At 69.6% G+C, this 25037-nt stretch carries 21 protein-coding genes; 5 read left to right on the top strand and 16 right to left on the bottom strand.

Annotated elements, in window-relative coordinates; translation table 11 throughout:
• Positions 1–29: 29 nt before the first annotated feature.
• From era to ASG71_RS11330, 4 genes are read right to left on the bottom strand one after another with little or no spacing between them, the layout of a single operon-like run.
• Positions 30–989 (bottom strand): GTPase Era, encoded by a 960-nt coding sequence (gene era / locus ASG71_RS11345; protein WP_056739259.1) that lies wholly within the window; start codon positions 987–989, stop codon positions 30–32.
• A complete protein-coding gene (locus ASG71_RS11340; RefSeq protein ID WP_056739257.1) occupies positions 973–2304 on the bottom strand; it encodes a hemolysin family protein in 1332 nt (443 codons plus the stop codon). The genes era and ASG71_RS11340 overlap by 17 nt, the downstream gene beginning before the upstream one ends.
• Complete coding sequence (gene ybeY / locus ASG71_RS11335; protein ID WP_056739255.1) at positions 2301–2774, bottom strand: rRNA maturation RNase YbeY; 474 nt, start codon at positions 2772–2774, stop codon at positions 2301–2303. Before ybeY ends, ASG71_RS11340 begins: the two co-directional genes overlap by 4 nt.
• Positions 2771–3859, bottom strand: a complete 1089-nt coding sequence (locus ASG71_RS11330; RefSeq protein ID WP_056739253.1) for a PhoH family protein — start codon at positions 3857–3859, stop codon at positions 2771–2773. Before ASG71_RS11330 ends, ybeY begins: the two co-directional genes overlap by 4 nt.
• A 242-nt stretch (positions 3860–4101) precedes the next feature.
• Here ASG71_RS11330 and ASG71_RS11325 point away from each other — a divergent pair, with 242 nt between their 5' ends.
• Entirely contained in the window at positions 4102–5142 is a 1041-nt protein-coding gene (locus tag ASG71_RS11325) for a GerMN domain-containing protein (RefSeq protein WP_082575071.1), read from the top strand.
• A gap of 68 nt (positions 5143–5210) precedes the next feature.
• Here ASG71_RS11325 and ASG71_RS11320 read toward each other — a convergent pair whose 3' ends face one another.
• The 3 genes from ASG71_RS11320 to hrcA all read right to left on the bottom strand — a co-directional run bounded on the left by ASG71_RS11320 (position 5211) and on the right by hrcA (position 8197).
• Entirely contained in the window at positions 5211–5978 is a 768-nt protein-coding gene (locus ASG71_RS11320; RefSeq protein WP_056739251.1) for a 16S rRNA (uracil(1498)-N(3))-methyltransferase, read from the bottom strand.
• Positions 5979–5980: 2 nt separating this feature from the next.
• Positions 5981–7105: a molecular chaperone DnaJ gene (dnaJ, locus tag ASG71_RS11315; RefSeq protein ID WP_056739250.1), complete on the bottom strand. Its 1125-nt coding sequence runs from the start codon at positions 7103–7105 to the stop codon at positions 5981–5983.
• Between the two features lie 78 nt (positions 7106–7183).
• On the bottom strand, positions 7184–8197 hold the full coding sequence (gene hrcA / locus ASG71_RS11310) for a heat-inducible transcriptional repressor HrcA (RefSeq protein ID WP_056739248.1): 1014 nt from the start codon (positions 8195–8197) through the stop codon (positions 7184–7186).
• 209 nt (positions 8198–8406) lie between these two features.
• Here hrcA and ASG71_RS11305 point away from each other — a divergent pair, with 209 nt between their 5' ends.
• The gene (locus ASG71_RS11305) at positions 8407–9258 is read left to right on the top strand and encodes a DUF3097 domain-containing protein (protein WP_056739246.1); all 852 of its coding nucleotides are present in this window, start codon (positions 8407–8409) and stop codon (positions 9256–9258) included.
• 122 nt (positions 9259–9380) lie between these two features.
• Positions 9381–9800 (top strand): DUF4870 domain-containing protein, encoded by a 420-nt coding sequence (locus ASG71_RS11300; protein ID WP_056739244.1) that lies wholly within the window; start codon positions 9381–9383, stop codon positions 9798–9800.
• A gap of 72 nt (positions 9801–9872) precedes the next feature.
• On the opposite strand, the gene hemW is transcribed toward ASG71_RS11300, so the two are convergent.
• Positions 9873–11111, bottom strand: a complete 1239-nt coding sequence (gene hemW / locus ASG71_RS11295) for a radical SAM family heme chaperone HemW (protein ID WP_056739242.1) — start codon at positions 11109–11111, stop codon at positions 9873–9875.
• Between the two features lie 2 nt (positions 11112–11113).
• A complete protein-coding gene (lepA, locus tag ASG71_RS11290) occupies positions 11114–12967 on the bottom strand; it encodes a translation elongation factor 4 (protein WP_200947981.1) in 1854 nt (617 codons plus the stop codon).
• Positions 12968–13168: 201 nt separating this feature from the next.
• Between lepA and ASG71_RS11285 the strand changes: the two genes are divergently transcribed.
• Entirely contained in the window at positions 13169–13711 is a 543-nt protein-coding gene (locus tag ASG71_RS11285) for a type II toxin-antitoxin system PemK/MazF family toxin (protein WP_056739238.1), read from the top strand.
• Positions 13712–13898: 187 nt separating this feature from the next.
• Positions 13899–14159 (top strand): 30S ribosomal protein S20, encoded by a 261-nt coding sequence (gene rpsT / locus ASG71_RS11280; protein WP_056739236.1) that lies wholly within the window; start codon positions 13899–13901, stop codon positions 14157–14159.
• Between the two features lie 214 nt (positions 14160–14373).
• Here rpsT and holA read toward each other — a convergent pair whose 3' ends face one another.
• From holA to ASG71_RS11245, 7 genes are all read right to left on the bottom strand, one after another.
• Entirely contained in the window at positions 14374–15387 is a 1014-nt protein-coding gene (gene holA, locus ASG71_RS11275; protein WP_056739234.1) for a DNA polymerase III subunit delta, read from the bottom strand.
• Positions 15321–17177 carry a ComEC/Rec2 family competence protein gene (locus ASG71_RS11270; RefSeq protein WP_082575069.1) on the bottom strand — a complete coding sequence of 619 codons (1857 nt, stop codon included), beginning with the start codon at positions 17175–17177 and terminating at the stop codon, positions 15321–15323. The genes holA and ASG71_RS11270 overlap by 67 nt, the downstream gene beginning before the upstream one ends.
• Before the next feature lie 298 nt (positions 17178–17475).
• Positions 17476–18216 (bottom strand): helix-hairpin-helix domain-containing protein, encoded by a 741-nt coding sequence (locus ASG71_RS16435; RefSeq protein ID WP_414826675.1) that lies wholly within the window; start codon positions 18214–18216, stop codon positions 17476–17478.
• Positions 18217–18589: 373 nt separating this feature from the next.
• Complete coding sequence (locus ASG71_RS11260; RefSeq protein ID WP_082575065.1) at positions 18590–19696, bottom strand: DegV family protein; 1107 nt, start codon at positions 19694–19696, stop codon at positions 18590–18592.
• A 70-nt stretch (positions 19697–19766) separates the two neighbouring features.
• Positions 19767–22295, bottom strand: coding sequence for a leucine--tRNA ligase (gene leuS / locus ASG71_RS11255; protein WP_056739230.1), 2529 nt, complete (start codon positions 22293–22295; stop codon positions 19767–19769).
• 349 nt (positions 22296–22644) lie between these two features.
• The gene (gene glpK, locus ASG71_RS11250) at positions 22645–24159 is read right to left on the bottom strand and encodes a glycerol kinase GlpK (protein WP_056739228.1); all 1515 of its coding nucleotides are present in this window, start codon (positions 24157–24159) and stop codon (positions 22645–22647) included.
• 69 nt (positions 24160–24228) lie between these two features.
• Positions 24229–24978 (bottom strand): MIP/aquaporin family protein, encoded by a 750-nt coding sequence (locus tag ASG71_RS11245; protein WP_056739226.1) that lies wholly within the window; start codon positions 24976–24978, stop codon positions 24229–24231.
• Between the last annotated feature and the right edge of the window lie 59 nt (positions 24979–25037).

The following is a 25037-nucleotide window of genomic DNA, read 5'->3' as shown; positions in this document are numbered from 1 at the left end:
CCCGGGCGGGTCCGCCCGGGACCGGCGGCCTAGAAGCCGAGCTTGACCAGCTGCTTCGGGTCACGCTGCCAGTCCTTGGCGACCTTGACGTGCAGGTCCAGGTAGATGCGTGCCCCAAGGAGCGCCTCGATCGCCTTCCGTGCCGTGGTGCCCACCTCGCGGAGCCGGGCGCCGCCCTTGCCGATGATGATGGCCTTCTGCGAGGGCCGTTCGACGTACAGGTTGACGCGGACGTCCAGGAACGGCCGGTCCTCGGGCCGGTCCTCGCGGGGGACGATCTCGTCGACGACGACGGCGAGTGAGTGCGGAAGCTCGTCGCGGACGCCTTCGAGGGCTGCCTCGCGGATCAGCTCGGCGATCATCACCGCCTCGGGTTCGTCGGTCAGGTGTCCGTCCGGGTACAGCGGCGGCGACGGCGGCATGTGGCGGACCAGCACGTCGGCGACGGTGTCCACCTGGAACCCGTCCGTGGCGGAGACCGGGACGATGTCCTTGAAGCCGTCTTCGCCCAGCACCTCGCGGCCCAGTGCGGCGACGGCCAGCAGCTGTTCGGTCAGCCCCTGGCGGTCCACGGTGTCGGCCTTCGTCACGACGGCGACCACCGGCTTGTTGCCGAGTCCGGCCAGCTGCGCGGCGATGAACTTGTCGCCCGGGCCGATCTTCTCGTTGGCCGGCAGGCAGAACCCGATCGCGTCGACCTCCGCCAGCGTGTCCGCCACCAGCTCGTTCAGCCGCTTGCCCAGCAGGGTCCGCGGCCGGTGCAGCCCGGGGGTGTCGACGAGCACCAGCTGCGCGTCCGGGCGGTGCACGATGCCGCGGATGGTGTGCCGGGTGGTCTGCGGCTTGGCCGACGTGATGGCGACCTTCTGGCCCACGAGCGCGTTCGTCAGCGTCGACTTCCCGGCGTTCGGCCGGCCCACCAACACCGCGAATCCGGCGCGGTAACCGCCGTGGGGCGCTTCGCCGTCGGACTTATTCTGCTTGCTCACGTGGAACTCCCTGGTGCGTTGGTTCGGCCTCGTCGAGGAGGTCTTCAAGGTCAGTTTCTTCCTTTGGAACGGCCGCCGCAATGATGTGGCTGACGCGGTTCCGGCGGCCCTCGAGCCGGTCGGCGCGGAGGGTGACGCCGTCGACGGTGACGGTGCTTCCGACGATCGGGACCCGTCCGAGCGCCTTGGCGAGCAGGCCGCCGACGGTGTCGACCTCATCGTCGCCGAGCTCGAGGTCGAACAGCTCGCCGAGGTCGTCGATGCTCATCCGGGCGCTGACCCGGTAGCTGCCGCCGCCCAGCTCCACCGCTTCGGCGGCTTCGGTGTCGTATTCGTCCACGATCTCGCCGACGATTTCCTCGATCAGGTCCTCAAGGGTGACGAGTCCGGCGGTGCCGCCGTACTCGTCGATGACGATCGCCACGTGCGTGGATTCCTTCTGCAGCTCGCGCAGCAGTTCGCTCACCGGCTTGGAATCGGGGACGTAGCGCACCTCGCGGGCGAGGTCGTCGACGACGGGCGGCTCCTCGCCGGGGGCCAGGTTGTGCACCACCGCCGCGACGTCCTTGAGGTAGACGATGCCGAGGATCTGGTCCGTGTTTTCGCCGATCACCGGGATGCGCGAGTAGCCGGAGCGGAGGAACAGCGACATCGCCCGGTGCAGGCTGGAGCCAGAATCGATGCTCAGGATGTCGGTGCGGGGCACCATGACGGAGCGGACCAGGGTGTCGCCGAAGTCGAAGACGGACTGGATCAGTTCGGCCTCGTTGTCCTCGATCACGTCGGATTCGCTGGCGCGCTCGACGAGTTCGCGGAACTCCTCCTCGCTGAAGAAGGCCTCGTTGTCCGCCGGCGCGCCCGGTGCGACGGCGCTGCCGAGAGTGACCAGCCAGCCGGGAATCGGGCCGAGCACCCAGCACAGCCAGCGGATCAGCGGCGCGGAGAAACGCACCATGCCTGCGGAGTGCACCCGGCCGAGCTGCCGCGGCGAGACACCGACAATGACGAAGCCCAGCAGTGCCATGATGCCGGTGGCGGCCAGCCCGGCGAGCCAGACGTTGTCCAGCAGGCTGTGCAGCAGCACGGTCACGGCCACCGCGGAGGCCATCTCGAACCAGATCCGCCAGAACCGCAGCGCCCTCATGTGGGCGACCGGCTGGGCGAGGATCCGTTTGAGCGCGGCGCCGCGGCTGTGCAGCACCGCTTCCTCGGCGTCGTGCCGTGACAGGTAGTTGAAGGCCGCTTCCGCCGCGGTCAGCACGGCGGCAAAACTGAGGAAGACCAGCGCCATGCCGGCCAGGATCAGTGGGGTCACTGAATCGTCTCTGCCGGCGCGGCCTTACCGGTGAAGCCGGAGAGCAGTTCGCGCTGCAGCCCGAACATCTCCTCCTTCTCCTCCGGTTCCGCGTGGTCGAAGCCCAGCAGATGCAGGATGCCGTGCGTGGTCAGCAGCAGCATCTCGTCCTGGGTGGAGTGGCCGGCGTTCTTCGCCTGCACTTCCGCCACCTGCGGGCAGATCGCGATGTCGCCGAGCATCCCCTGCGGGGTCGGCTTGTCCGGCGTGCCGGGAGTCAGTTCGTCCATAGGCACGGAGAGCACGTCGGTGGAGCCGGGCTCATCCATCAGTTCGATGTGCAGCTTCTCCATCGCGGGCTCGTCAACGAGCAGGATGGACAGTTCCGCCTGCGGGTGGATGAAAAGCCGTTCGAAGACGTACCGGGCCAGCGCCACCAGTTCCGCTTCGTCGACCGTGACGCCGGATTCGTTGTTGACCTCGATGCTCATGCGCGTTCTCCCCGGTTCTCGCGGGCGGCGGAGTGCTTGACCCGGTTCCTTTGTGCCTCGTCCCAGATGCTGTAGGCGTTGACGATGTCCCCGACGAGGCGGTGGCGGACGACGTCGGAAGCGTCCAGGACCGAGAAGTTGACGTCCTCGATGCCGTGCAGGATGTCCTCGACGATCCGCAGCCCCGAACGGGTGCCGAACGGCAGGTCGACCTGGGTGATGTCACCGGTGACCACCATCTTGGAGCCGAAGCCCAGGCGGGTGAGGAACATCTTCATCTGCTCCGGGGTGGTGTTCTGGGCTTCATCGAGGATGATGAACGCATCGTTGAGCGTCCGGCCTCGCATGTAGGCCAGCGGCGCCACCTCGATGGTGCCGGCGGCCATCAGCCGCGGGATCGATTCGGGGTCCATCATGTCGTGCAGCGCGTCGTAGAGCGGCCGCAGGTACGGGTCGATCTTGTCGCTGAGCGTGCCGGGCAGGAACCCCAGCCGCTCCCCCGCCTCGACGGCGGGCCGGGTCAGGATGATCCGGTTCACTTCCTTTTGCTGCAGCGCCTGCACGGCCTTCGCCATGGCCAGGTATGTCTTGCCGGTACCGGCCGGCCCGATGCCGAAAATGACCGTGTTCGCGTCAATCGCGTCGACGTAGTTCTTCTGGTTCAGGGTCTTCGGCCGGATGGTCTTCCCGCGGCTGGAGAGGATGTTGTGGGTCAGGACCTCGACCGGGTTCTGCAGCGACTGGCTGCGCAGCAGCGAGACGAGCTGCTGCAGCACGGCGGGGGTGATGACGGTGCCGCGCGCCACCAGGCCGCGCACCTCGGTGAGCAGCCGCATGATCCGGGGCACCTCGGCGGCCGGGCCGCTGATGGAGAGTTCATTCCCGCGGACATGGAAGTCGACGCCGGGGAACTGGGTTTCGATGAAGCGCAGTGCCTCATCGTGGCTGCCCAGGGACTGCACCATCTGGTCGGAGTCGTCGAACAGGACCACTTCCGTCCGCAGGCCTGGGAGGGAGTGGGGGAATTCCCCTGCGGTGCGCTCGCCCGCGCTGTTCCGGGCCTTGCCGTTGGCTGCTTCAGTCATAGTGGTGGCCCGCGGGCCTCTGGTCCCCTCCAGTTCGAAATTTTCCCGCCGCGCCGGGTAGTTTGCGGCTTCTTCCATCTTACGCCAGCGCACCCGCAGCCCTGCGACAACGGAGCCCGTGACAACAGAGCCCGCGCCGGCGGCGGCCCGTTTGGTATCAACTTCATATCGTCCTCATATCGTTCCCGTTGCAGTTCGCCGGGAGGCGCCGAATCCCGGCCGGGGCCTGCTGGCGCTGTGGGATGCTGGATTCGGTCCTGCCGGGGAAGCCGCCGGCGCCGGGCCCCGTTCCGCGGGAGCCGCCCAGGACCGCACAGCGAAGGGACCGCACCATCAGCCAGCGTGGACAAAACCTCACAGCAGCAAGCCGGCGCACGCGCCGCAGCCTGCTGCTGCTGGTGCTGCCCGCGGCCCTGGCCCTCTCCGGCTGCGTGGCCACCCCGCAGCCCGGGATCACGAATTCAAACACGCCCTCGCGCACCGTTCCGGGCCCGACGGCGGGCGTCGCCACCACCAGCGCACCGCTGGAGTCCACCCAGGCCTCCAACAAGGCCCCGGTCTACTGGATCGGGCGCAGCAACGAGAACGTCTTCCTGTACCGGGAGTTCCGGGACGTTTCCGAGGACGACAATCCGATCACCCGCGCACTGCGGGTGATGATGTCCCAGAAACCGCTCGACCCGGACTTCTTCACCCCGTGGCAGAACCCGAAAATGCTGGCCACGTCGATTTCCGGCAAGAATGTCATCACGGTGGATGTCTCCGCCGACGCCTTCAACAGCAACCTCGACGCCGACATGGCCGAACGCGCCATCCAGCAGCTCGTGTACACCGCCACGGCGGCCGGCGCCAGTGCAGGCCTGACGGACACCGGGCAGCAGATCCAGGTCGTCGTCCTGGTCGACGGGCATACCGACTACGTGGCCTTTAACCGGGTCCGGCTCGGCTCGCCGACCTCCCGCAGCGTCGGAATGGTGGCCCCGGTATGGATTATCGATCCGCAGGAGGGCGCCGAACTGGCCGACGGCGCCGTCAAGATCTCCGGCCGGAGCACGGTGCCCGGGGGCAAGCTCCGCTGGGAGCTGCTGCGTACCGACGGATCCGCCAAAGCCCCCTACCTGAACGGGACGATCACGGCCGCCAGCGAGGCGGACCAGGCCGGGATGTTCAACCTGGGCGTCAACCTGGGTCCCGGCAGCTATGAGGTGCGGGTGTCGCAGGTCGATCCCGCCGGCAAGGTCAAGGACCTGAACGTCGACACCCGCGGCTTTACCGTCAAATAGGCCCAGTCAAATAGGCCCAGTCAAATAGGCCCGGTCAAGCAGTCCGGGCGGCCTCCCGGTCGGAAGACCTACCAGCGCCCGAGGATGTCACTGGCGAGCACCGTCGCCGCCGGCCCGGCCGTCGAGGACCGCAGTACGTGGTGGCCGAGCAGGGCCGTCACCGCACCCGCGCCGCAGAGCCGGGTGACCTCGCGGGGGCTGATCCCGCCCTCGGGGCCGACGATCAGGAGCACTTCGCGGCCGCCGGCCGCTCCGCTGCCGTGGGCCCACCCTTCAAGTACCTGGCGCAGCGGCCGAACCGCGTCCTCGTGCAGGATGATGGCCAGGTCCGCGGCGGCGACGGCTGCCTGCAGCCCGGCGCCGTCGACCGCGGGGCGGACCTCGGGGATCCAGGCCCGGCGCGCCTGCTTGGCAGCCGCCGTGACCACCGACTGCCACTTGGCATGGGCTTTCGCGGCCCGCTCGGGCTTCCAGCGGACGATGGAGCGCTCGGCCTGCCAGGGAACGACGGCGTCGATTCCCAGCTCCGTGGCGGTCTCCGCGGCGAGTTCGTCGCGGTCCCCCTTGGCAAGCGCCTGGACCAGGACTAGGCGGATGTCGGGCCGGACCTCCGTGCTGACCTCCCGGCACTCGACCGTCAGTTCCTGCCCGGCGACGTCGGTGACCGTGCCGGTCAGCCGGGTGCCCGCGCCGTCGGCGAGGTCAACGGACTCCCCCACGCCGAGGCGCTTGACGGTCACCGCGTGGCGGGCCTCAGCGCCGTCGAGGACGAACGTCGTGCCGGGGGCCTGCCCGTCGAGGGCGCCTGCCGGGGTGAAGAAGACCGGGTTGCTCACCGCTACAGGTTACCGAGCCGGTCCCGCAGCTTCGCGAAGACACCGCCGCTGGCAGCGAGCTTGCCTTCGGTGAACTGCTCGCCGCGGAGTTTGGCGAGCTGGCGGAGCAGGTCCTCCTGGGCAGCGTCGAGCTTGGCGGGGGTTTCCACCTGCAGGTGGACCTTGAGGTCCCCGCGGCCGTAGCCGCGCAGGTGGGTGACACCCAGGCCGCGCAGCGTGATGACCTCACCGGACTGCGTTCCGGCCTTGACGTCGATCTCCTGCTGGCCGTCGAAGGTCTCCAGGGTGACCTCGGTGCCCAGCGCGGCGGCGGTCATCGGGATGTTCAGGCTCGCGTGCAGGTCGTCGCCTTCGCGCACGTAGGTCGGGTCGTTGTTGACCCGGATCTCGACATAGAGGTCGCCGGAGGGACCGCCGGCCGGTCCCGCCTCGCCCTGGCCCGAAAGCTGGATGCGGGTGCCAGTGGCGACGCCGGCGGGGACCTTCACGGTGAGCGAGCGGCGGCTGCGGATGCGGCCCTGCCCGGCGCACTCGTTGCAGGGGTCCTTGATGACGGTGCCGAAGCCTTCGCAGCTGCCGCAGGGCGCGGTGGTCATGACCTGTCCGAGGATGGACCGGACGGCCCGCTGGACCTGGCCGCTGCCGCCGCAGATGTCGCAGCGCTCCGGGTGGCTGCCTTCGCGGCAGCAGGAGCCCTCACAGGTGGGGCAGGTGACCGCGGTGTCAACCTCGATCTTCTTGTTGACGCCGAAGACGGCGTCTTTTAGTTCGATTCGGACGCTGATCAGGGCGTCCTGGCCGCGCCGCACCCGCGATGCCGGGCCGCCCTGGCCGGCGCCGCCGCCGAAGAAGGTCTCGAAGATGTCCTGGAACGCGAAACCCTGGCCGGCGTAGCCGCCGAAGCCGTTGTCCGTGCCGTTCTCGTTGCCGGTGGTGTCGTAGACCCGGCGCTTCTGCGGGTCGGAGAGCACTTCGTAGGCGTGCGTGACGGCCTTGAAGCGCTCCGCGACGTCCTCGCCGGGGTTGACGTCCGGGTGCAGGGTGCGGGCCAGCTTGCGGTAGGCCTTCTTGATCTCTTCGCCCGTTGCTTCACGGGAGACTCCAAGAACGTCGTAGTGGCTGCTCAAAGTGTGTATCTCTTCCTGGTTGTACTGCCGGTAACGGGCAAAGAAGCGGTAAAGGTCAGGGGCGCCGGGGCCGGCCGGTCAGGGTCCGAGGATCCGCGACAGGTAGCGGGCCACCGCGCGGACGGCGGCCATGGTGGTGGGGTAATCCATCCGGGTGGGGCCGAGGACGCCGACCTTGGCGGTGGCATCCGGGCCGTACCCGGTTGCGACCACGGAGGCCTCGGCCAGGCTGTCGTAAGGGTTTTCCCGGCCGATGCTCACGGTGACGCCGCGGGGGTCCTGGGCCATGTCGCTCAGCAGGCGGAGCATCACCACCTGCTCCTCCAGGGCTTCCAGGACCGGGCCGATGCTCAGCGGGAAGTCCACGTTGGAGCGGGCCAGGTTCGCGGTCCCGGCCATGACCATCCGCTCTTCCCGGCTGCTCAGCGCCAGCGATTCCAGCCCGCGGGCCAGCGCCTGGGCGGCGCCGCGGCGTTCCGGCGGGCAGCCGTCGACGACGGCCGGCAGCGACTGAGGCAACAGCCCCAGCGGAGTCCCGGAGAGCCGGGCGAGGAACTGGGTGCGGAGCCCGGCCAGGTCCTCGTCCCCGAAGTCCTGGCCGACGTCGATCACGCGCTGCTCGACCTTGCCGGTGTCTGCGATCAGGACGGCGAGCACCTTGCGCGGGGCGAGCAGGACGAATTCGATGTGCCGGACGCGGGCCCGGCCCAGGAGCGGGTACTGCACGACGGCGACCTGGTTGGTCAGCTGCGAGAGCAGGCGCACGGTCCGGTCCAGCACGTCGTCGAGGTCGTCCGACCCTTCGAGCAGCGCTTGGATGGCGCGGCGCTCGGCCGGGGACAGCGGCTTGACGGCCGAGATCCGGTCCACGAACAGGCGGTAGCCCTTGTCCGTGGGAATCCGTCCGGCGCTGGTGTGCGGGGCGGTGATCAGTCCTTCGTCCTCCAGCGCGGCCATGTCGTTGCGGATCGTAGCGCTGGAGACACCGAGGTGGTGCCGCTCCACGAGCGCTTTGGATCCGACCGGCTCACGGGAATGGACGTAGTCCTCCACGATGGCGCGCAGGACTTCGAGTTTGCGTGGCTCGCTCACGCTCCACCTCCAATTCGACGCGTATCGCTCCGCCGGCGACCGGCGGTTAGCACTCGACATGCCCAAGTGCTAACCAGTCTAATATGAGTCGCGCCGTTGTTAGCATTGGATTCGCTGCGGGCGTGAACTGCGGGGCCCCTGATTGGCGGGCACACCGCGGCCCGCGCGCCGTTTCCCGTAGTTCCCGAGCGCAAAGCAGTGTGTAGCAGATGTCATACCAGAACTGGGGCCCGCAGGAGCTCTCCGCACCGGCCAAGGCCCAGCTGCCCGAGGTGCCGGTGGAACGGGGCATGGTGCTCGAAGATGTGCAGTCCGGCTGGGTCGGCGCCGTCACACGGGTGGAAAAGTCCGGCGGCATGCACGTGGTGGCACTCGAGGACCGGCGGGGAAAAACCCGCTCGTTCCGCCTGGGTTTCGGCTTCCTGCTGGAGGGCCGGCCGATCCGGCTGATGCCGCCTGCACCGCGGGCCGCACCGGCCGCCGCTGCCGCCGGGCGCACCGCGTCCGGGTCGGTGCGGGTCGAGGGCCAGCGCGCGCAGGTTGCCAAGGCCAGCCGGATCTGGGTGGAGGGCAAGCACGACGCCGAACTCGTCGAAAAGGTCTGGGGCGATGACCTGCGGGTGGAGGGCATCGTCGTCGAACCGCTGCACGGCATTGACGACCTTGCCGGAGCCGTCCGCGACTTCCGGCCCGGACCCGGCCGGCGCCTGGGTGTGCTGGTGGACCACTTGGTCCCCGATTCCAAGGAATCGCGGATCGCCGACGCGGTCATGGCCTCCCCCGGCGCGGCAGGCAACGTGCTGATCGTCGGCCACCCGTACGTGGATGTCTGGCAGGCGATCCGGCCCGCGGTGCTGGGCATCGAGCAGTGGCCGGTGATTCCGCGCGGGGTGGACTGGAAGACCGGCATCCTGACCGCTTTCGGCTGGCCGCACAGCACCAAGGAGGACATCGGCCTGGGGTGGCAGAAGCTGCTCGGCGCGGTGCGCACTTACGCGGACCTTGAGCCCTCGCTGCTGGGCCGGGTGGAAGAGGTCATCGACTTCCTCACGGTGCCCTGACCGCCGCCGCGTGCGTCGAACCGCGGCGGGAGCAAGTATTCTTGGTACGGCGGCTGCAGCCCTTTGCTGCGGCCGTGGCTCGTACAGGCACCATCGCTCCACCGCAATCCAAAGGACTCAACGTGGCAGAAGACGCACGCGAACACCCGGACCACCACGCAGGCCCTGACCGGCCCCAGTACCATGGCGTGCCGGCGAACGCACTGCCGCTGACGGCCAGCGAAGACCGCCAGTGGGCCACCCTGGCGCACTTCGGCGGGATCCTTGGGTGCATCCCCGCGCTGCTGATCTATTTGATCTTCAAGGACCGCGGCCCCTTCACCGCCCAGGAGTCCAAGGAAGCCCTGAACTTCACGCTGCCGCCGACGATCGCCGCGGTCGTGGCCAACCTGCTGGTCTTCGTACCGGTGGTGGGGAACATTTTCGCCGTCCTGGCCACGGTCATCTGGATCGCCCTGGCCTGCTTCTCCGTGGCCGCCGGGATCCACGTCAACCGGGGCCAGCCGCACCGGTACGAGTACAACCTGCGCTGGATCAAATAGCGCGAACGTACACTTCAGGCCCTGCCGGGCCGGAGCGTCCGCGCGCCGCGCCGGCCCGCACCACGCCGCTGACTAGTCCGGCAGGATCCGGCGCACCACGGCGTCCGCGAGCAGCCGGCCCTTGAGCGTGAGCACCAGCCGGCCCTTGAAGGCCTGCTGCGGCTCCACCAGCCCGTCGGCGATCAGCCCGGCGACGGCGTGCCGGCCGGTGTCCCCCAGGCCGCCGAGGCCGGCGATCTCCAGTCCGGTCACCAACCGGGCTTCGAGCATGACGCGTTCCACCTCGCGGGTGTCACTGTCCAGGGTTTCCCGGCCGGCCGCGGGCGAGGCTCCGGCGGAGATCCGGCCCGCGTAGGCTGACGGGTGCTTGACGTTCCACCAGCGGACGCCGCCCACGTGGGAGTGCGCGCCCGGGCCGATCCCCCACCAGTCGTCGCCGCGCCAGTACGCCAGGTTGTGGCGGCAGGCCTGCTCCGGGGTCCGGGCCCAGTTGCTGACTTCGTACCAGCCCAGCCCGGCGGCGGAGATCAGTTCGTCGGCCAGTTCATATTTGACGGCGTGATCGTCGTCGTCGATCCCCGGAACCTCGCCGCGGCGGATCTGGGTGGCGAGCTTGGTGCCCTCCTCGACGATCAGCGCGTAGGCGCTGATGTGGTCCGGGCCGTAGGACAGCGCCTTCTCCAGCGAATGCCGCCAGTCCGCCAGCGACTCGCCCGGGGTGCCGTAGATCAGGTCCAGGCTGACAGCCAGCCCGGCATCGCGCGCCCACTGGACGGCCTGCGGTACCCGGCTGGGGGTGTGGGTGCGGTCCAGGACTTTGAGGACGTGCGGCACGGCCGACTGCATGCCGAACGAGACCCGGGTGAAGCCGGCGTCGGCGAGCAGCTGCAGGGATTCCGGCGTGACCGAGTCCGGGTTCGCTTCCGTGGTGACCTCGGCGCCCGGCTCCAGCCCCCAGGTCTCGATGGCGGCGCCCAGGATCCGGGCCAGGTCAGCGGCCGGCAGCAGCGTAGGCGTGCCGCCGCCGAAAAACACCGTGGACAGGCGGCGCTCGGGCAGTCCCGAGGCCCGGAGCGCCTTACCGGCGAACTCCACCTCAGCGACGGCGGTGCCCGCGTAGGCATCCTGCGAGGCGCCGCCGCCCAGTTCGGTGGCGGTGTAGGTGTTGAAGTCGCAGTAGCCGCAGCGCACGGCGCAGAACGGGATGTGGACGTAGAGCCCGAAGGCCCGTTCAGCGGCGCCCTCCAGCGCCTGGGCGGGCAGCAGCCCGTCCGACGGCGCCGGGTCGCCGAGGGGTAGTGCGCTTGGCATGGCTACTTCTTGGCCTTGTCCTTGGACTCTTCGGTGGTCAGGGCGGCGATGAACGCCTCCTGCGGCACCTCGACCCGGCCCACCATCTTCATGCGCTTCTTGCCTTCCTTCTGCTTCTCGAGCAGTTTGCGCTTTCGGGTGATGTCACCGCCGTAGCACTTGGCGAGGACGTCCTTGCGGATGGCGCGGATGCTCTCACGGGCAATGATGCGGGAGCCGATGGCGGCCTGGATCGGCACCTCGAACTGCTGGCGCGGGATGAGTTCGCGCAGCTTGCCGGTCATCATGACACCGTAGGCGTAGGCCTTGTCGCGGTGCGTGATGGCGCTGAACGCGTCGACCTGCTCGCCCTGGAGCATGATGTCGACCTTGACCAGGTCCGCGACCTGGTCGCCGTCGGCCTTCCAGTCCAGCGAACCGTAGCCGCGGGTCCGGGACTTGAGGATGTCGAAGAAGTCGAAGACGATCTCGGCCAGCGGCAGGCGGTAGCGGATCTCGACCCGGTCCTCGGAGAGGTAGTCCATGCCGCCCATGACGCCGCGGCGGCTCTGGCAGAGCTCCATGATGGCGCCGACGAACTCGTTGGGCGCCAGGATCGTGGCCGAGACCATCGGCTCGCGGACCTCGGCGACCTTCCCCGTGGGGTATTCGCTCGGGTTGGTGACGTGGACGACCTTCTTGTCCTCGAGCGTCACTTCGTATTCGACGTTCGGGGCGGTGGAAATCAGGTCCAGCTTGTACTCGCGTTCGAGCCGTTCCCGGGTGATTTCCAGGTGCAGCAGGCCCAGGAAGCCGACGCGGAAGCCGAAGCCCAGCGCGGCGGAGGTTTCCGGTTCGTAGACCAGCGCGGCGTCGTTGAGCATGAGCTTCTCGAGCGCGTCGCGCAGCACCGGGTAGTCGGTGCCGTCCAGCGGATACAGGCCGGAGAAGACCATCGGCTTGGCGTCGGCGTAACCGGGCAGCGACTCGGCAGCGGGCTTGGCCAGGTTGGTGACGGTGTCGCCGACCTTGGACTGGCGCACGTCCTTCACACCGGTGATCAGGTAGCCGACCTCGCCGACGCCCAGGCCCTTCGAGGGGGTGGGTTCCGGCGCGCTCACGCCGATCTCGAGGAGTTCGTGGGTGGCGCGGGTGGACATCATCTGGATGCGTTCGCGCGGGTGGAGCATGCCGTCGACCACGCGGACGTACGTGACGACGCCGCGGTAGGTGTCGTACACCGAGTCGAAGATCATGGCGCGGGCCGGGGCGTCCGGGTTGCCGACCGGGGCCGGAAGGTCACGGACGATCTTGTCCAGCAGGAGTTCGACGCCGGCGCCGGTCTTGCCCGAAACGCGCAGCACTTCCTCGGGATCGCCGCCGATCAGGTTCGCCAGTTCCTCGGCGTACTTCTCGGGCTGGGCGGCCGGCAGGTCGATCTTGTTCAGCACCGGGATGATGGTGAGGTTGTTTTCCATCGCCAGGTACAGGTTCGCCAGGGTCTGCGCCTCGATGCCCTGCGCGGCGTCCACCAGCAGCACGGCCCCTTCACAGGCGGCCAGGGACCGGGAAACCTCGTAGGTGAAGTCGACGTGGCCCGGCGTATCGATCATGTTCAGTGCGTAGCTGGTGCCGTCCAGCTCCCAGGGCATGCGCACGGCCTGGGACTTGATGGTGATGCCGCGTTCACGCTCAATGTCCATCCGGTCCAGGTACTGGGCCTTCATGTCGCGGGACTGGACGACGCCGGTGTACTGAAGCATCCGGTCGGCCAGCGTGGACTTGCCGTGGTCAATATGCGCAATGATGCAGAAGTTCCGGATGAGGTCCGGATCTGTTGCGGCAGGCACCGGGGCGGTGCGGGCCATGGGAGACACGCAGGGTCCTTACTCTTGGCAATTCTGGGGGCGGCGCGGGCGGACTATTCGCATAGGCCGTTCCGCGGACGGACGCAGCCGGTGGCACACCCGGCCGCGACACGCCGCAATTTTCGTTCTCCTAGTCTCCCACGTCCCGGCGCGTGGCACCGCATCCCGGCCCTTCCCGGCGCGCGGCCCGCCCGGCGGTAGGGTTTCCCCATGTCCCAGACTCTTCGCTCCCTCGCCAGGGCCTTCCGCGGCGCCTGGCGTCTGCTGGCTGGCTCCGGCGGTGCCCCGGCGGCGCCCCGCCGGCCCGCGGCCACCACCAAGACCCGGCGGAAGCCCGCCGTCGGCCTCTCCGGAACCTACCCGGGCGATTTCCAGGGCCGCTCGACGGTCCGCTACAACCCGGCGGCCAACGGCCAGCCCGAACCCGGCGAAATCGTCTGGACCTGGGTGCCGTTCGAGGAGGACCACGGCCGGGGCAAGGACCGGCCCGTGCTGCTGGTAGGCACCCATGGCCGCTACCTGCTGGGCCTGATGCTCACCAGCAAGGACCACGACGGCGATGACCGCCGCGCCCAGGACTACGTCGACATCGGGACCGGCCCCTGGGACCGGCAGTGGCGCCCCAGCGAGGCGCGCCTGGACCGCGTCCTGCAGATCAATCCGCTGGACGTGCGGCGCGAGGGCGCGATCCTTGACGCCGGGCGGTTCGGGGATATTTCGGCCGCGTTGCGCAGCCGGCACGGCTGGTCCTGAGCGACCCGCGGGCGCGGGCCCGAACTCGCCACCGGCGGCGCGGCTCTGCTATTATTGACAGCTGTGTGTCCGTGCAGGTCGACGGCCACAGATGGTTGGTCGCCATAGGTATCCCCACGCCGCTCAGTCAATGGCCAATCTGAAAGCCCTCTAGACCATTTTCCGCATTGAAAAAGAGAGTTCACACGTGGCTAATATCAAGTCCCAGAAGAAGCGCATCCTGACCAACGAAAAGGCTCGCCTGCGCAACAACGCAGTCAAGTCCGAGCTGAAGACGGCCATCCGCGCTGTCAACACCGCCGTTGAGTCCACCGACAAGGATGCCGCTGCTGCTGCACTGGTCACTGCCAGCCGCAAGCTCGACAAGGCTGTCAGCAAGGGTGTTCTGCACAAGAACAACGCTGCAAACCGCAAGTCCGCGATCTCCAAGAAGGTCAACGCACTCTAAGGTTTCCAGTTCCACTGAACTGATGATTGTGGCCGGCACCCCCTGGGTGCCGGCCACAGCCAGTTAAACGCGGGGTACGGCCCGGCTCCTGAGCGGCGCTAGCGCTAACGGCGGACCGTACTGCGGCGCCGGGTCGCGCGTTAGCGGCGGACGGAGCGCCGGGCGAACGTGCTAACCGCTGGCGACGCCCGGTATTGCGGTGACGCGTCGCGCGTTAGCGGCGGACGGACCCCGCAATCACCGAGACGGCGTGCTCAACGGCGTAGACCGGGTCCCGCGACAGGCCCTTGACCTGGGCGTCGGCCTCGGCCGTGACCTGGATGGACTGGACCAGGCCCTCCGGAGTCCAGCGCCGGACCTCACGCTGCGCCTGCTCCACCAGCCACGGCTGCATGCCGAGTTCCTTGGCGATCTGCGCGGAGGAGCCCCGCGCGCCGGCGACCTTGGCCAGCGACCGCAGCTTGGAAGCGAGGGCGGCGACGATCGGTACGGGGTCGGCGCCGGTGTCGAGGGCGTGGCGCAGTGTGGAGAGGGCCAGCGGGGCGTTGCCGGCCATGGCGGCGTCCGCGACTTTGAAGGCTGTGGCCTCGACCCGGCCGCCGTAGTAGCGGTCCACCATCTCAGTGTCCACGGCGGTGGTCGCGTCGGCGATGAGCTGGCTGCAGGCCGCGGCGAGTTCGGCCAGGTGCGCCCCGACCGCGTTGACCAGCGCGTGCACGGCGTCCGGTTCGATCCGGCGGGCGGCGGCCTTGAACTCGGCGGCCACGAACGCGGCCTTGTCAGCGTCTTTTTTCAGCGGCTGGCAGTCCACCACGGGCCAGCCGCCGGCCTTGACCGCGTCGAGGAGCTTCTTGCCGCGCACTCCCCCGCTGTGGCGCAGGACCAGCACGGCGTCCGGCTCCGGCCCGGCGAGGTATTTGAGGCCGTCGGCGAGGAAGGCATCGTTCATCGCCTCGAGGCCCTCGACCTCGATCAGCTTTTGCTCGCCGAACAGCGAGGGGCTGACGTTCATGGCCAGGCTGCCCGGTTCATAGCTGCCGGCGTTGAGCCGGGTCACCTCGACGTCGGGCGCGGCCGCCCGGACCTGCGCGCGGATCCGGTCCATGGCCCGGGAGCCGAGGTAGTCCTCCGGCCCCGCGACCAGCACCACCGCAGCCGGCGTCACATCGCGCCAGGAGGCGGTGTTCGTGGCCGTGGTCCGGGCGCGTTGGGTCTGGGCAGCAGCCACTGGTGGTTCCTCCGAAAGGTAAATTTACAGACTCTAAGCCTGCCACGACGGGCACCGTCCACCAAGCCGGTCCGTACCGCCACGCTCCATGTGCTGGCGGGGCCGTTGACGTGCCTGTTGAGGGGCCTGCGCCCCGCGCCCGAAGCGGAGCCCGGCGGCGTCCTGCCCGGCGGGGCGGGTTGCCGGTCGAGGAGCCGGCCTAGCAGACGGGCGGTGCGCCGGTGCATCTCCGGCAAAGCGGCGAGTGCAGCGGCAGGATGGCAGGCCAGCCAGACTGCGGCCAGCGACAGGACGGAGAACGCCGCCATGGTGGCCGCGCCAAAAGCCCCTTCCGGCCAGGGCAGCGCCGCGCCCGGCAGCCCGGCAAAGTACCGGGCGATTGCTGCCACCGCGCCGGCGAAGATGCCGGCAACGGCGATGGGAACCGCGGCCAGGGCCGGCGCTGCTGCGAGGAGCGGGACGGCGGCAGTACCGAGAAGGGTGATGGGTGCGACCAGGACCGCGGCCGCGAGGTTGGCGGGCAGGGCGTAGCTGGAGAACTGAGGCTGGAGCAGAACGATCACGGGGCCGCAGAAGAGCTGGGCGGACAGCGGAACAGCCAGCGCTGCGGCCAGGCTCCGGGGCACCGCTGCCGGCAGCCAGTCCATGATGGACCGCCCGGCCGCGACGATGCCCAGCGTGGCCACGACGGAGAGCGCGAACCCGATGTCGGTGGCCAGCGCCGGATCGGTCAGCAGGAGACCGGTCGTAGCAACGCACAGCAGGCTGAGGCCCCGGCCGGCGCGACCGAAAGCGAGACCGGCCAGTCCCACCGCCCCCATCACCGCCGCCCGCAGGACGCTGGCATCGGGCCCGACCATCAGCACGAACAGCAACAGTCCCGTCAGGGCCGCGGCGGCGGCAGCGGGCCTGGGGAAACGCAGGGAGCGGGCCGCCAACACCAGCGCACCGAGCACCAGGCTGCAGTTCGCTCCGCTGACAGCGGTCAGGTGGGTCATGCCGACGGTCTGCATGGCCGCAGCCAGCTGCGGATCGAGCCTCGCCGTGTTCCCGGTGATCATCCCGGGCAGCAGGCCGGCGGCATCTCCGGCCAGCTCGGCGGAGGCCGCGCCGAAGTTCCGGGCCAGGTCCGCCGGGGCGCGGGTCCACCCGCCTGCGTCCCGCAGCACGGTCGGAGCGGACGACGCCGCCAGGATTCCGGCCTCCCGCCCGGCGGAGCCCGCGGACTTCAGCTTGCCGGTGGCGCGGATCCGCTGGCCCGGGCGGGCCTGCTCCCAACCCTGGCCGCCCATGACGACCAGCGGCACCCGCACCTCAACGCGGCGGCCGTCGAAGGCCAGCACCCGAAGCGTGGCTGGCACCGCCCAGCGCCCGGCAGAGCCCGGCCGGTCCGGGGCTGCGAGCCGGCGCGGATCCTCGGCCACGTCCAGCTCGGCCAGCACGGCAGCCTCCCCGGAGATGGCCCTGGCGACGTCGTTGGCGTGCCGTTGGACGGAGCCCGCGGCGGCGTGGCCACCCGCGGCGCAGGAGAGCAAAAGGGCGAGGGCCAGCGTGGCCCGGATGCTTTGGTGCGGCGACTGACCGCCGGGCGCGCCGCCAGGGGTGCGGGACCGGCGGCCGCGGGTGTCCTGGCCGCGCGGCCGGCCCCGGCGTTGGGAGCTGCGCCGCGGGCGCCGGACCAGCAGCAGTGCCGCCGCTCCGGCCTGCGCGCCGCACACCACGGCAATGGCAGCGGGTTCCAGGAGCCCGCAGGCCGCGGCCGTTGCCCAGACGGACACGACGGCGGGCAACAGCCGAAGGTCGGTCCGGCGCCGGCGTTCCGGCCTCCCTGCCGGTGTGGCCGGTGTGGCCGGTGCTGCCGGCCGGCCAGCCATCGTCCTGCGGAGGGCACGAGGGGCATGATCCCGCCAGTAGTCCCATGCGCGGTTCCATGCGCCGCGCCTTGCGTTGTTCCATGAGCGGTCCCAGGCGCGACGCCACGCGGAACCGCTCTTTTCGGAAATGGGTGGTCCGGCTGGTTCCCCGGCGATCGTGCGGGCAGCTGCGTCCCGCAAGGCCTGCCATGGCCGCGGCTGCCCCGCCGCCATCTCAGACCTCCACCAGCGGCAGCAGGGACGCCAGCAGCTTGGGCCCGATACCTTCGACGGCGTCGAGCTCGGCGACGCTGCCGAAGTTCCCATGCTCCCTGCGCCAGTCGACGATGCGCTGCGCCAGCACCGGGCCCACCCGCGGCAGCGTGGCCAGTTCCTCGACGCCGGCGCCGTTCAGGTTGATTTTGCCGCCCGGCGGCGCGGTGCCCGCGGGTGCGGCTCCACTGCCCCGGCTGCCGGCACCGTTGCCGGCACTACTGTCGGCACCGTCCCCGTCGCTTGACGGCGGGTCAGGGTCGCCGCGTTTGAGGACGAGAACCTTCTGGCCATCGGCCAGGACGGCCGCCAGGTTTAGCCGGTCCAGATCAGCGCCCGGAGTGCTTCCGCCTGCCGCCCGGATTGCCTCGTGCAGCCGGCTGCCCTGCGGGACTTCCACTATGCCGGGGCGGGCGACCGCCCCGGCAACATGGACGATGATCGTGCCGGCAGGCCCGGAGCCGCCGTCTTCCGGAGCTGCCGGATCGGCGCCGCCCCCGCCCGGCCCGGCAGCCTCAATGCCCGCAGCTTCCGTTCCGGCAGCTTCCGTGCCGGCAGGGTCAGCGCCTGCAGTATCTGTGCCGTCAGCCGGCGGCGTCTCCCCGCCGCCCGCGGCACGTTCGGGGCCGGGCGGCCCGCCGAGGGGCAAGACGCGGGGTGCGCCAGCCGCCGCCTGCCACCAAAACCAGGTGCTCAACAGCACCGAAACAACGGCGACCAGGACAGCTGCCCGCCGCCCGGTCCGCGACCGGAACGCGCCCGCAGGCGGGCGGCGGGTCAGTCCGCGGCTGGACAACGCCTCGGCGGCGGGTTGCTCGGCCGCGGTTTGCCCGCCGACCGGTTGCCCGCCAGCCCGTTGCCCGCCGACCGGTTGACCGCCAGCCCGTTGCCCGCCGACCAATTGCCCGCCGTCGTCCGCCGGTCTTGCCGGCGCCCGGTCCGTGGCGGGGCCCAGGCTGGCGTCCCAGCGGTGCAGGGTCGGCCCTGCTGCGCTGCGGCGGGCAGCTTCCCCGGATCGGCGCGACATGCGCTCCAGCCTAGGAACGCGCTGCGGCGCAGGATAGGACCGGGCGGCGCTATGTGGACAGGTCTCCGGCGGACTCCGCGGAACCGGACGCGCCTCCGTGCCGTTCGGCAGGGCGGCGCGGCACCGCAGGCCCGCGCGCACCGGCTGGGCCGGCGGCCAGACCACCAGCTGGACCGGCGGCCAGGGCGGGCGGGGTGCTGCTCTCCCCCACGATCACCGCGAGGACGCCGAGACCGGCGTGGGCCGCCAGCACGGCGGGCAACGCACTGATCTGTGCGGGCGGACACTCGGGCAGCAGCGCGGCCAGCCTGGCCGACAGCTTCTCCGCCTCGGACTGGTTGCCAAAGTGGTGCACGGCGATCCGGGCCTCGCCGCGCGGCCGTGACAGCGCGTCAGCGGCGGCGATCTCCTCCAGCCGGGCGATGGCGCGGGGGGCCGACCGGACCTTCTCCAGCGGCACGACCTTGCCGCCGTCGACCGCGAGGATCGGCTTGATCGAGAACATTGTGCCCCAGAGCGAGGCGGCGGCGCCGATCCGCCCGCCGCGGCGGAGCTGCTCCAGGCTTGGCACATAAAAGTACACGCGGGTCCGGGCCAGCCGCTCCTCGGCAAACGCCTTGACCTGGGACAGACCGCGTCCGTCGGCGGCCGCTACGACGGCGCTCTGCACGCCCATCCCCTGGGCCATCCCAACGGTGCGCGAGTCCAGGACCTCCACCGGGATGCCCACCCTGCCTGCGGCAAGGCGGGCGGAGTCGGCAGTGCCGGATAGATCGCCGGAGATGTGCAGCGACAGCACCGATTCAAAGCCGCGGGCGGCAGCGGCCTGGAAGGCCTGTTCGAACTGGCCGGGCGAGGGCCGGGAGGTACGGACCGGAACGCCGCTGGCCAGGGCTACGGCGATGGTTTCGGCAATGTCATCCTCGCCCTCGCCGTAGATCTCGTCCCCGACCATGACGGGCATCGGCACGACGGTGAGGCGGCCGTCAGCGGTAAAGTCCCGCACCCACTCAGCCGGGAGCGCGGCGGCCGAGTCCGTGACCACGGCGATCCGGACCGCCGCCGGTACCGGGACCGCGGCAGGACGGCCCGCCTGGCGGAGCCTGGCCAGGCGCTCACGCAACCACGGCCAGCCCGGGGGCTCACGGTCCGGCACGAAGCACCTCCTGGAAAGAGATCCGGCCGCCGGCGTCTGCCAGCGGCCGGATCACGAACGGCTTGTCCGGCTAGGCCGGGACGATGTTGACCAGTTTAGGCGCCCGCACGATCACGGTGCGGATCCCACGGCCGTCCAGCGCACGCTGGACGTTCTCGGAGGCCAGCGCCAGTTCGCGCAGTTCATCCTCGGCGATGCCCGGGGAAACCTCGAGGCGGTCCCGGACCTTGCCCTGGACCTGGACGACGGCGGTAACCGTCTCCTGCACCAGCAGCGCCTCGTCGTGCGTGGGCCAGCCGGCGTTCGCCACCGACGCAGGATGACCCAGCACGTTCCACAGGTCCTCGGCCGTGTAGGGGGCGAACAGGCTCAGGATGACCGCAACGGCCTCGGCGGCCTCGCGCACGGCCGGGTCGGCGCCGCCGGCACCGCTGTCGATCGTCTTCCGGGTCGCGTTGACCAGTTCCATCAGCTTCGCGACCACTACGTTGAACTTGTTGTGGTCCAGCAGGGCTTCGGCGTCCGCGATGGTGCGGTGGGTGACGGTGCGCAGGGCGCGGTCACCGGTCGCGAAGTCGACGCCCGGGGCGCTGGTGACGTCCTGACCGAGCCGCCAGGCGCGGGCCAGGAACTTCGCGGAGCCCGACGGCGAGACGTCGGCCCAGTCGACGTCGTCCTCCGGCGGGGAGGCGAAGATCATGGTCAGGCGCACGGCGTCGACACCGTACTTGTCGAGCTGCTCGCCCAGGTCCACGCCGTTGCCCAGGGACTTGCTCATGGCCTTGCCGCCGTTGAGGACCTGGCCCTGGTTCAGCAGCGCCTTGAACGGCTCGTCGGCTTCGATCAGGCCCAGGTCGTGGATGACCTTGGTGAAGAAGCGGGCGTAGAGCAGGTGCAGGATCGCGTGCTCGACGCCGCCGACGTACTGGCCGACCGGCATCCAGTCATTGATCCTGGCCGGGTCGAAGGGGCCCTCGGTGTACTGCGGGGAGACGAAGCGCAGGAAGTACCAGGAGGAGTCCACGAAGGTGTCCATGGTGTCCGTGTCACGCTTGGCCGGCCCGTGGCAGGAGGGGCACTCGACGTTGACCCAGGCCTCCGCGGCGGCCAGCGGCGAGGTGCCCTTCGGGGACAGGTCTTCGCCGCGCAGGTCCGCGGGCAGCGTCACGGGCAGCTGGTCGTCCGGGACGGGGACCTCGCCGCAGGCCGGGCAGTGGATGATCGGGATCGGCGTCCCCCAGAACCGCTGCCGGCTCAGCAGCCAGTCGCGCAGGCGGAAGTTGACGAACTTCTCCCCCGTGCCCTGCTCCTCCAGGATCCTGATGGCGGCGGGGATGGCCTCGGCCTTCGGCAGGCCGTCGAGGGCGCCGGAGTTGACCAGGGTGCCCTCGCCGGCGGTTGCGGTGCCGGACACGGCCGGGTCCTCCTCGCCGGTGTCCAGAACGGCGCGGACGGGCAGGTCGAAGGTCTTGGCGAAGTCCAGGTCGCGCTGGTCGTGGGCGGGGACGGCCATGATGGCGCCGGTGCCGTAGTCGGCCAGCACGTAGTCCGCGGCCCAGACCGGCAGCTTCTCGCCGTTCAGCGGGTTGATGGCGTAGCGGCCGGTGAACACGCCGGTCTTCTCGCGCTCGGTGGACTGGCGCTCAATCTCGGACAGCGCCTTGACCTGCTCGCGGTACGCGTCGAGGGCGGCGGCGTGCTCGTCGGTGACCAGTTCCACTGCCAGCGGCGCATCGGCGGCGACGACGAAGAACGTCGCACCGTACAGCGTGTCCGGGCGGGTGGTGAAGACGGTGACGTCCTTGGCGGGTTTCCCGCCGTCGGCCTCGATCGCGAACGTAACGTGGGCGCCCTCGGACCGGCCGATCCAGTTCTTCTGCATGGCCAGGACGCGCTCGGGCCAGTGGCCGCGCAGTTCGTCCATGTCGTCCAGCAGCCGGTCGGCGTAGTCGGTGATCTTGAAGTACCACTGGTTCAGGGACTTCTTCGTGACGGCGGTGCCGCACCGCTCGCAGGCGCCGTTGACGACCTGCTCGTTGGCCAGCACGGTCTGGTCCTTCGGGCACCAGTTGACCGGGGAGTCCTTGCGGTAGGCCAGCCCGCGCTCGTAGAAGCGCTTGAACAGCCACTGCGTCCAGCGGTAGTACTCGGGGTCGGAGGTGTGCAGCCGGCGGGACCAGTCGGCGGAGATCGCGTAGCGCTTGAACGACGCCGCCTGGGTGTCGATGTTGGCGTAGGTCCACTCGCTGGGGTGCGCGTTGCGCTTGATCGCGGCGTTCTCGGCCGGCAGGCCGAAGGAGTCCCAGCCGATCGGGTGCAGCACGTCGAAGCCCTGCTGGCGCAGGTAGCGGGCGACGACGTCGCCCATCGCGAACGCTTCGGCGTGGCCCATGTGCAGGTCGCCGGAGGGGTACGGGAACATGTCCAGCACGTAGCGGCGTTCCTTGGAGCCGTCATCCAGGGGCGTGAAGACCTTGAGGTCCTCCCAGACCTGCGGCCACTTGGCCTCCATGGCGGCGAAGCTGTAAGCGCCCTCTTCGGGGCTTTCGCTCGCGCCGGCTGCTGCTGTTCCGGCTTCTGTCTCCGGCTGAACGCTCACTGCTGGCCTCTTCTGTTCATTCGATCGTGTCGGATCAGGCGTGCACGCCTGATCCCTGGGTCCCCTGCTGCGGGCCGGTATTAGTCCCGGACACACAAAAGCCCCTCGCCACGGAGGGGCTGCCGCTCGGCAATCCGGGTTGTCGTCGGGATGCCGGGCGGCTAGCTAAGCAGAAGGATCGCGCGCATACGACTACTTTAGCGCACCCGCAAACCCCCCGACCGTAAGTCGCCCCGAGCGGCTGAAGAGGGGACGCAACAAAAAGGGGCCGGAGACTCCCCGCCATGGTGTGGTGGGCACCGCGAAGCGGGCGGGCGGGAGTCTCCGGCCCCTTTTAGGGGCTAAGGCGCTACTTCACGTCCTCGTCGACCCAGTCCATGGACTTGGTCACGGCCTTCTTCCAGAGCCGCATCTGGCGGTCGCGCTCGGCCTCATCCATCTGCGGCTCCCAGCGCTTGTCCTCGGACCAGTTGGCCGAGCACTCGCCCAGGTCCTTCCAGAAGCCGACGGCGAGGCCGGCGGCGTAGGCGGCGCCGAGCGACGTCGTCTCCACCACCTTCGGCCGGATCACCGGCACGCCGAGGATGTCCGCCTGGAACTGCATCAGCGCGTCGTTGGCAACCATGCCGCCGTCGACCTTCAGCTCGCTCAGCGGCACGCCCGAGTCGGCGTTGACGGCGTCGAGCACCTCGCGGGTCTGGAAGGCGGTGGCCTCCAGCGCCGCACGCGCGATGTGGTTCTTGTTCACATAGCGGGTCAGGCCGACGATCGCGCCGCGGGCGTCGGAACGCCAATACGGGGCGAAGAGGCCGGAGAACGCCGGGACGATGTACACGCCGCCGTTGTCCTTGACCGATGCGGCAAGGGTTTCGACCTCCGGGGCGCTGCTGATCATGCCCAGGTTGTCGCGCAGCCACTGCACGAGCGAGCCGGTGACGGCGATGGAGCCTTCCAGCGCGTAGTGCGGCTTGGCGTCGCCGAGCTTGTAGCCGACCGTGGTCAGCAGCCCGTTCTTGGAGTGGACGATTTCCTCGCCGGTGTTGAAGATGAGGAAGCAGCCCGTGCCGTAGGTGTTCTTGGCCTCGCCGGTGTCGAAGGCGGCCTGGCCGAACGTGGCCGCCTGCTGGTCACCGAGGATGCCGGCGACCGGAACTTCGCGCAGCAGCTGGGAGGTGTGGACCGTGCCGTAGACCTCGGAGGAGGACTTGATGGCCGGCATCATGGACGCCGGGACGCCGAAGGCATCCAGGATCTCCTGGTCCCAGGAGAGGGTCTCCAGGTCCATGAACATGGTCCGGGACGCGTTCGTCACGTCGGTGACGTGCACGCCGCCGTCGGTCCCGCCGGTGAGGTTCCACAGCACCCAGCTGTCGGTGTTGCCGAAGACCAGGTCACCGGCCTCCGCCTTGGCGCGGGCGCCGTCGACGTTGTCCAGGATCCACTTGATCTTGGTGCCGGAGAAGTAGGTCGCCAGCGGCAGGCCCACCTTCTGCTTGAAGCGTTCCGGCCCGCCGTCCTTGGCGAGTTCGTCAACGATCGACTGGGTGCGGGTGTCCTGCCAGACGATCGCGTTGTAGACAGCCTTGCCGGTGGTCTTGTCCCAGACGACGGCGGTTTCGCGCTGGTTGGTGATGCCGACGGCGGCGATGTCGTGGCGGGTCAGGTTCGCCTTGGACAGTGCCGAGGCGATGACCTCACGGGTGTTGTTCCAGATTTCGGCCGGATCGTGTTCCACCCAGCCGGCCTGCGGGAAGATCTGCTCGTGTTCCATCTGGCCCGACGACACGATGCTGCCGCTGTGGTCGAACACGATGGCCCGGGTGCTGGTCGTTCCCTGGTCGATGGCGATTACGTACTGGTTCATGCTGACGTCCTTGTCTGTTGGGCCTGCGGTTGAAGTGATGCGAATCGAACGGGTCGTGCCCGGGGTGGATCAGGCGGCGGCGGTGGCGATGATCGGCACGACGGCTGCCACGATGCCGGCGAGGCCGCCGCCAACGAGCGGGCCGACGACGGGGATCCAGGAGTAGCTCCAGTCCGAGGAGCCCTTGCCCTTGATGGGCAGCAGCGCGTGCGCGATGCGGGGGCCGAGGTCACGGGCCGGGTTGATGGCGTAACCGGTGGGGCCACCGAGCGAGACGCCGATGCCGACGACCAGCAGGGCCACGGCGAGCGGGCCAAGACCGGAGGGGGTTCCGCCGAAGGTCAGGATGACGAACACGAGGACAAAGGTGCCGATGATTTCCGTGATCAGGTTCCACGGGGTGGAGCGGATCGCGGGGCCGGTGGAGAAAACGCCGAGCTTGCTGGCGGGCTCGGGTTCGACGTCGAAGTGCTGCTTGTGGGCGAGCCACATGACGACGGCGCCCAGGAAGGCGCCGAGCAGTTCCCCGCCGAAGTAGGTCAGGGTGGAGGCGAAGTCGACGGGAACGCCGGGAGCAAACTCCTTCTTGCCGTTGAGCAGCAGGCCGAAGGTGACGGCCGGGTTCAGGTGCGCACCGGACTTGGCTGCAACGAAGACACCGGCGAAGACGGCAATGCCCCATCCCCAGGTGACCATCAGGAACCCGCCGTTGTTGCCCTTCGTGCCTTTAAGCGCGACGTTGGCGACAACGCCACAGCCGAGCAAGGTCAGCATTGCGGTGCCGAATACTTCGGACAGGAAAACTATTCCAAGAGACATCTTTGACTCCTCTATTTTCTGTTGTCAGCCCTTCGCGAGTTTGAAGGGCTGTTGGGCCG

Origin of the sequence: Arthrobacter sp. Soil763 (assembly GCF_001428365.1) — a bacterium.
Classification (GTDB): domain Bacteria; phylum Actinomycetota; class Actinomycetes; order Actinomycetales; family Micrococcaceae; genus Arthrobacter.
Note: the sequence above shows the minus strand (reverse complement) of the source record. Positions and strands in the feature narration are given on the sequence as shown.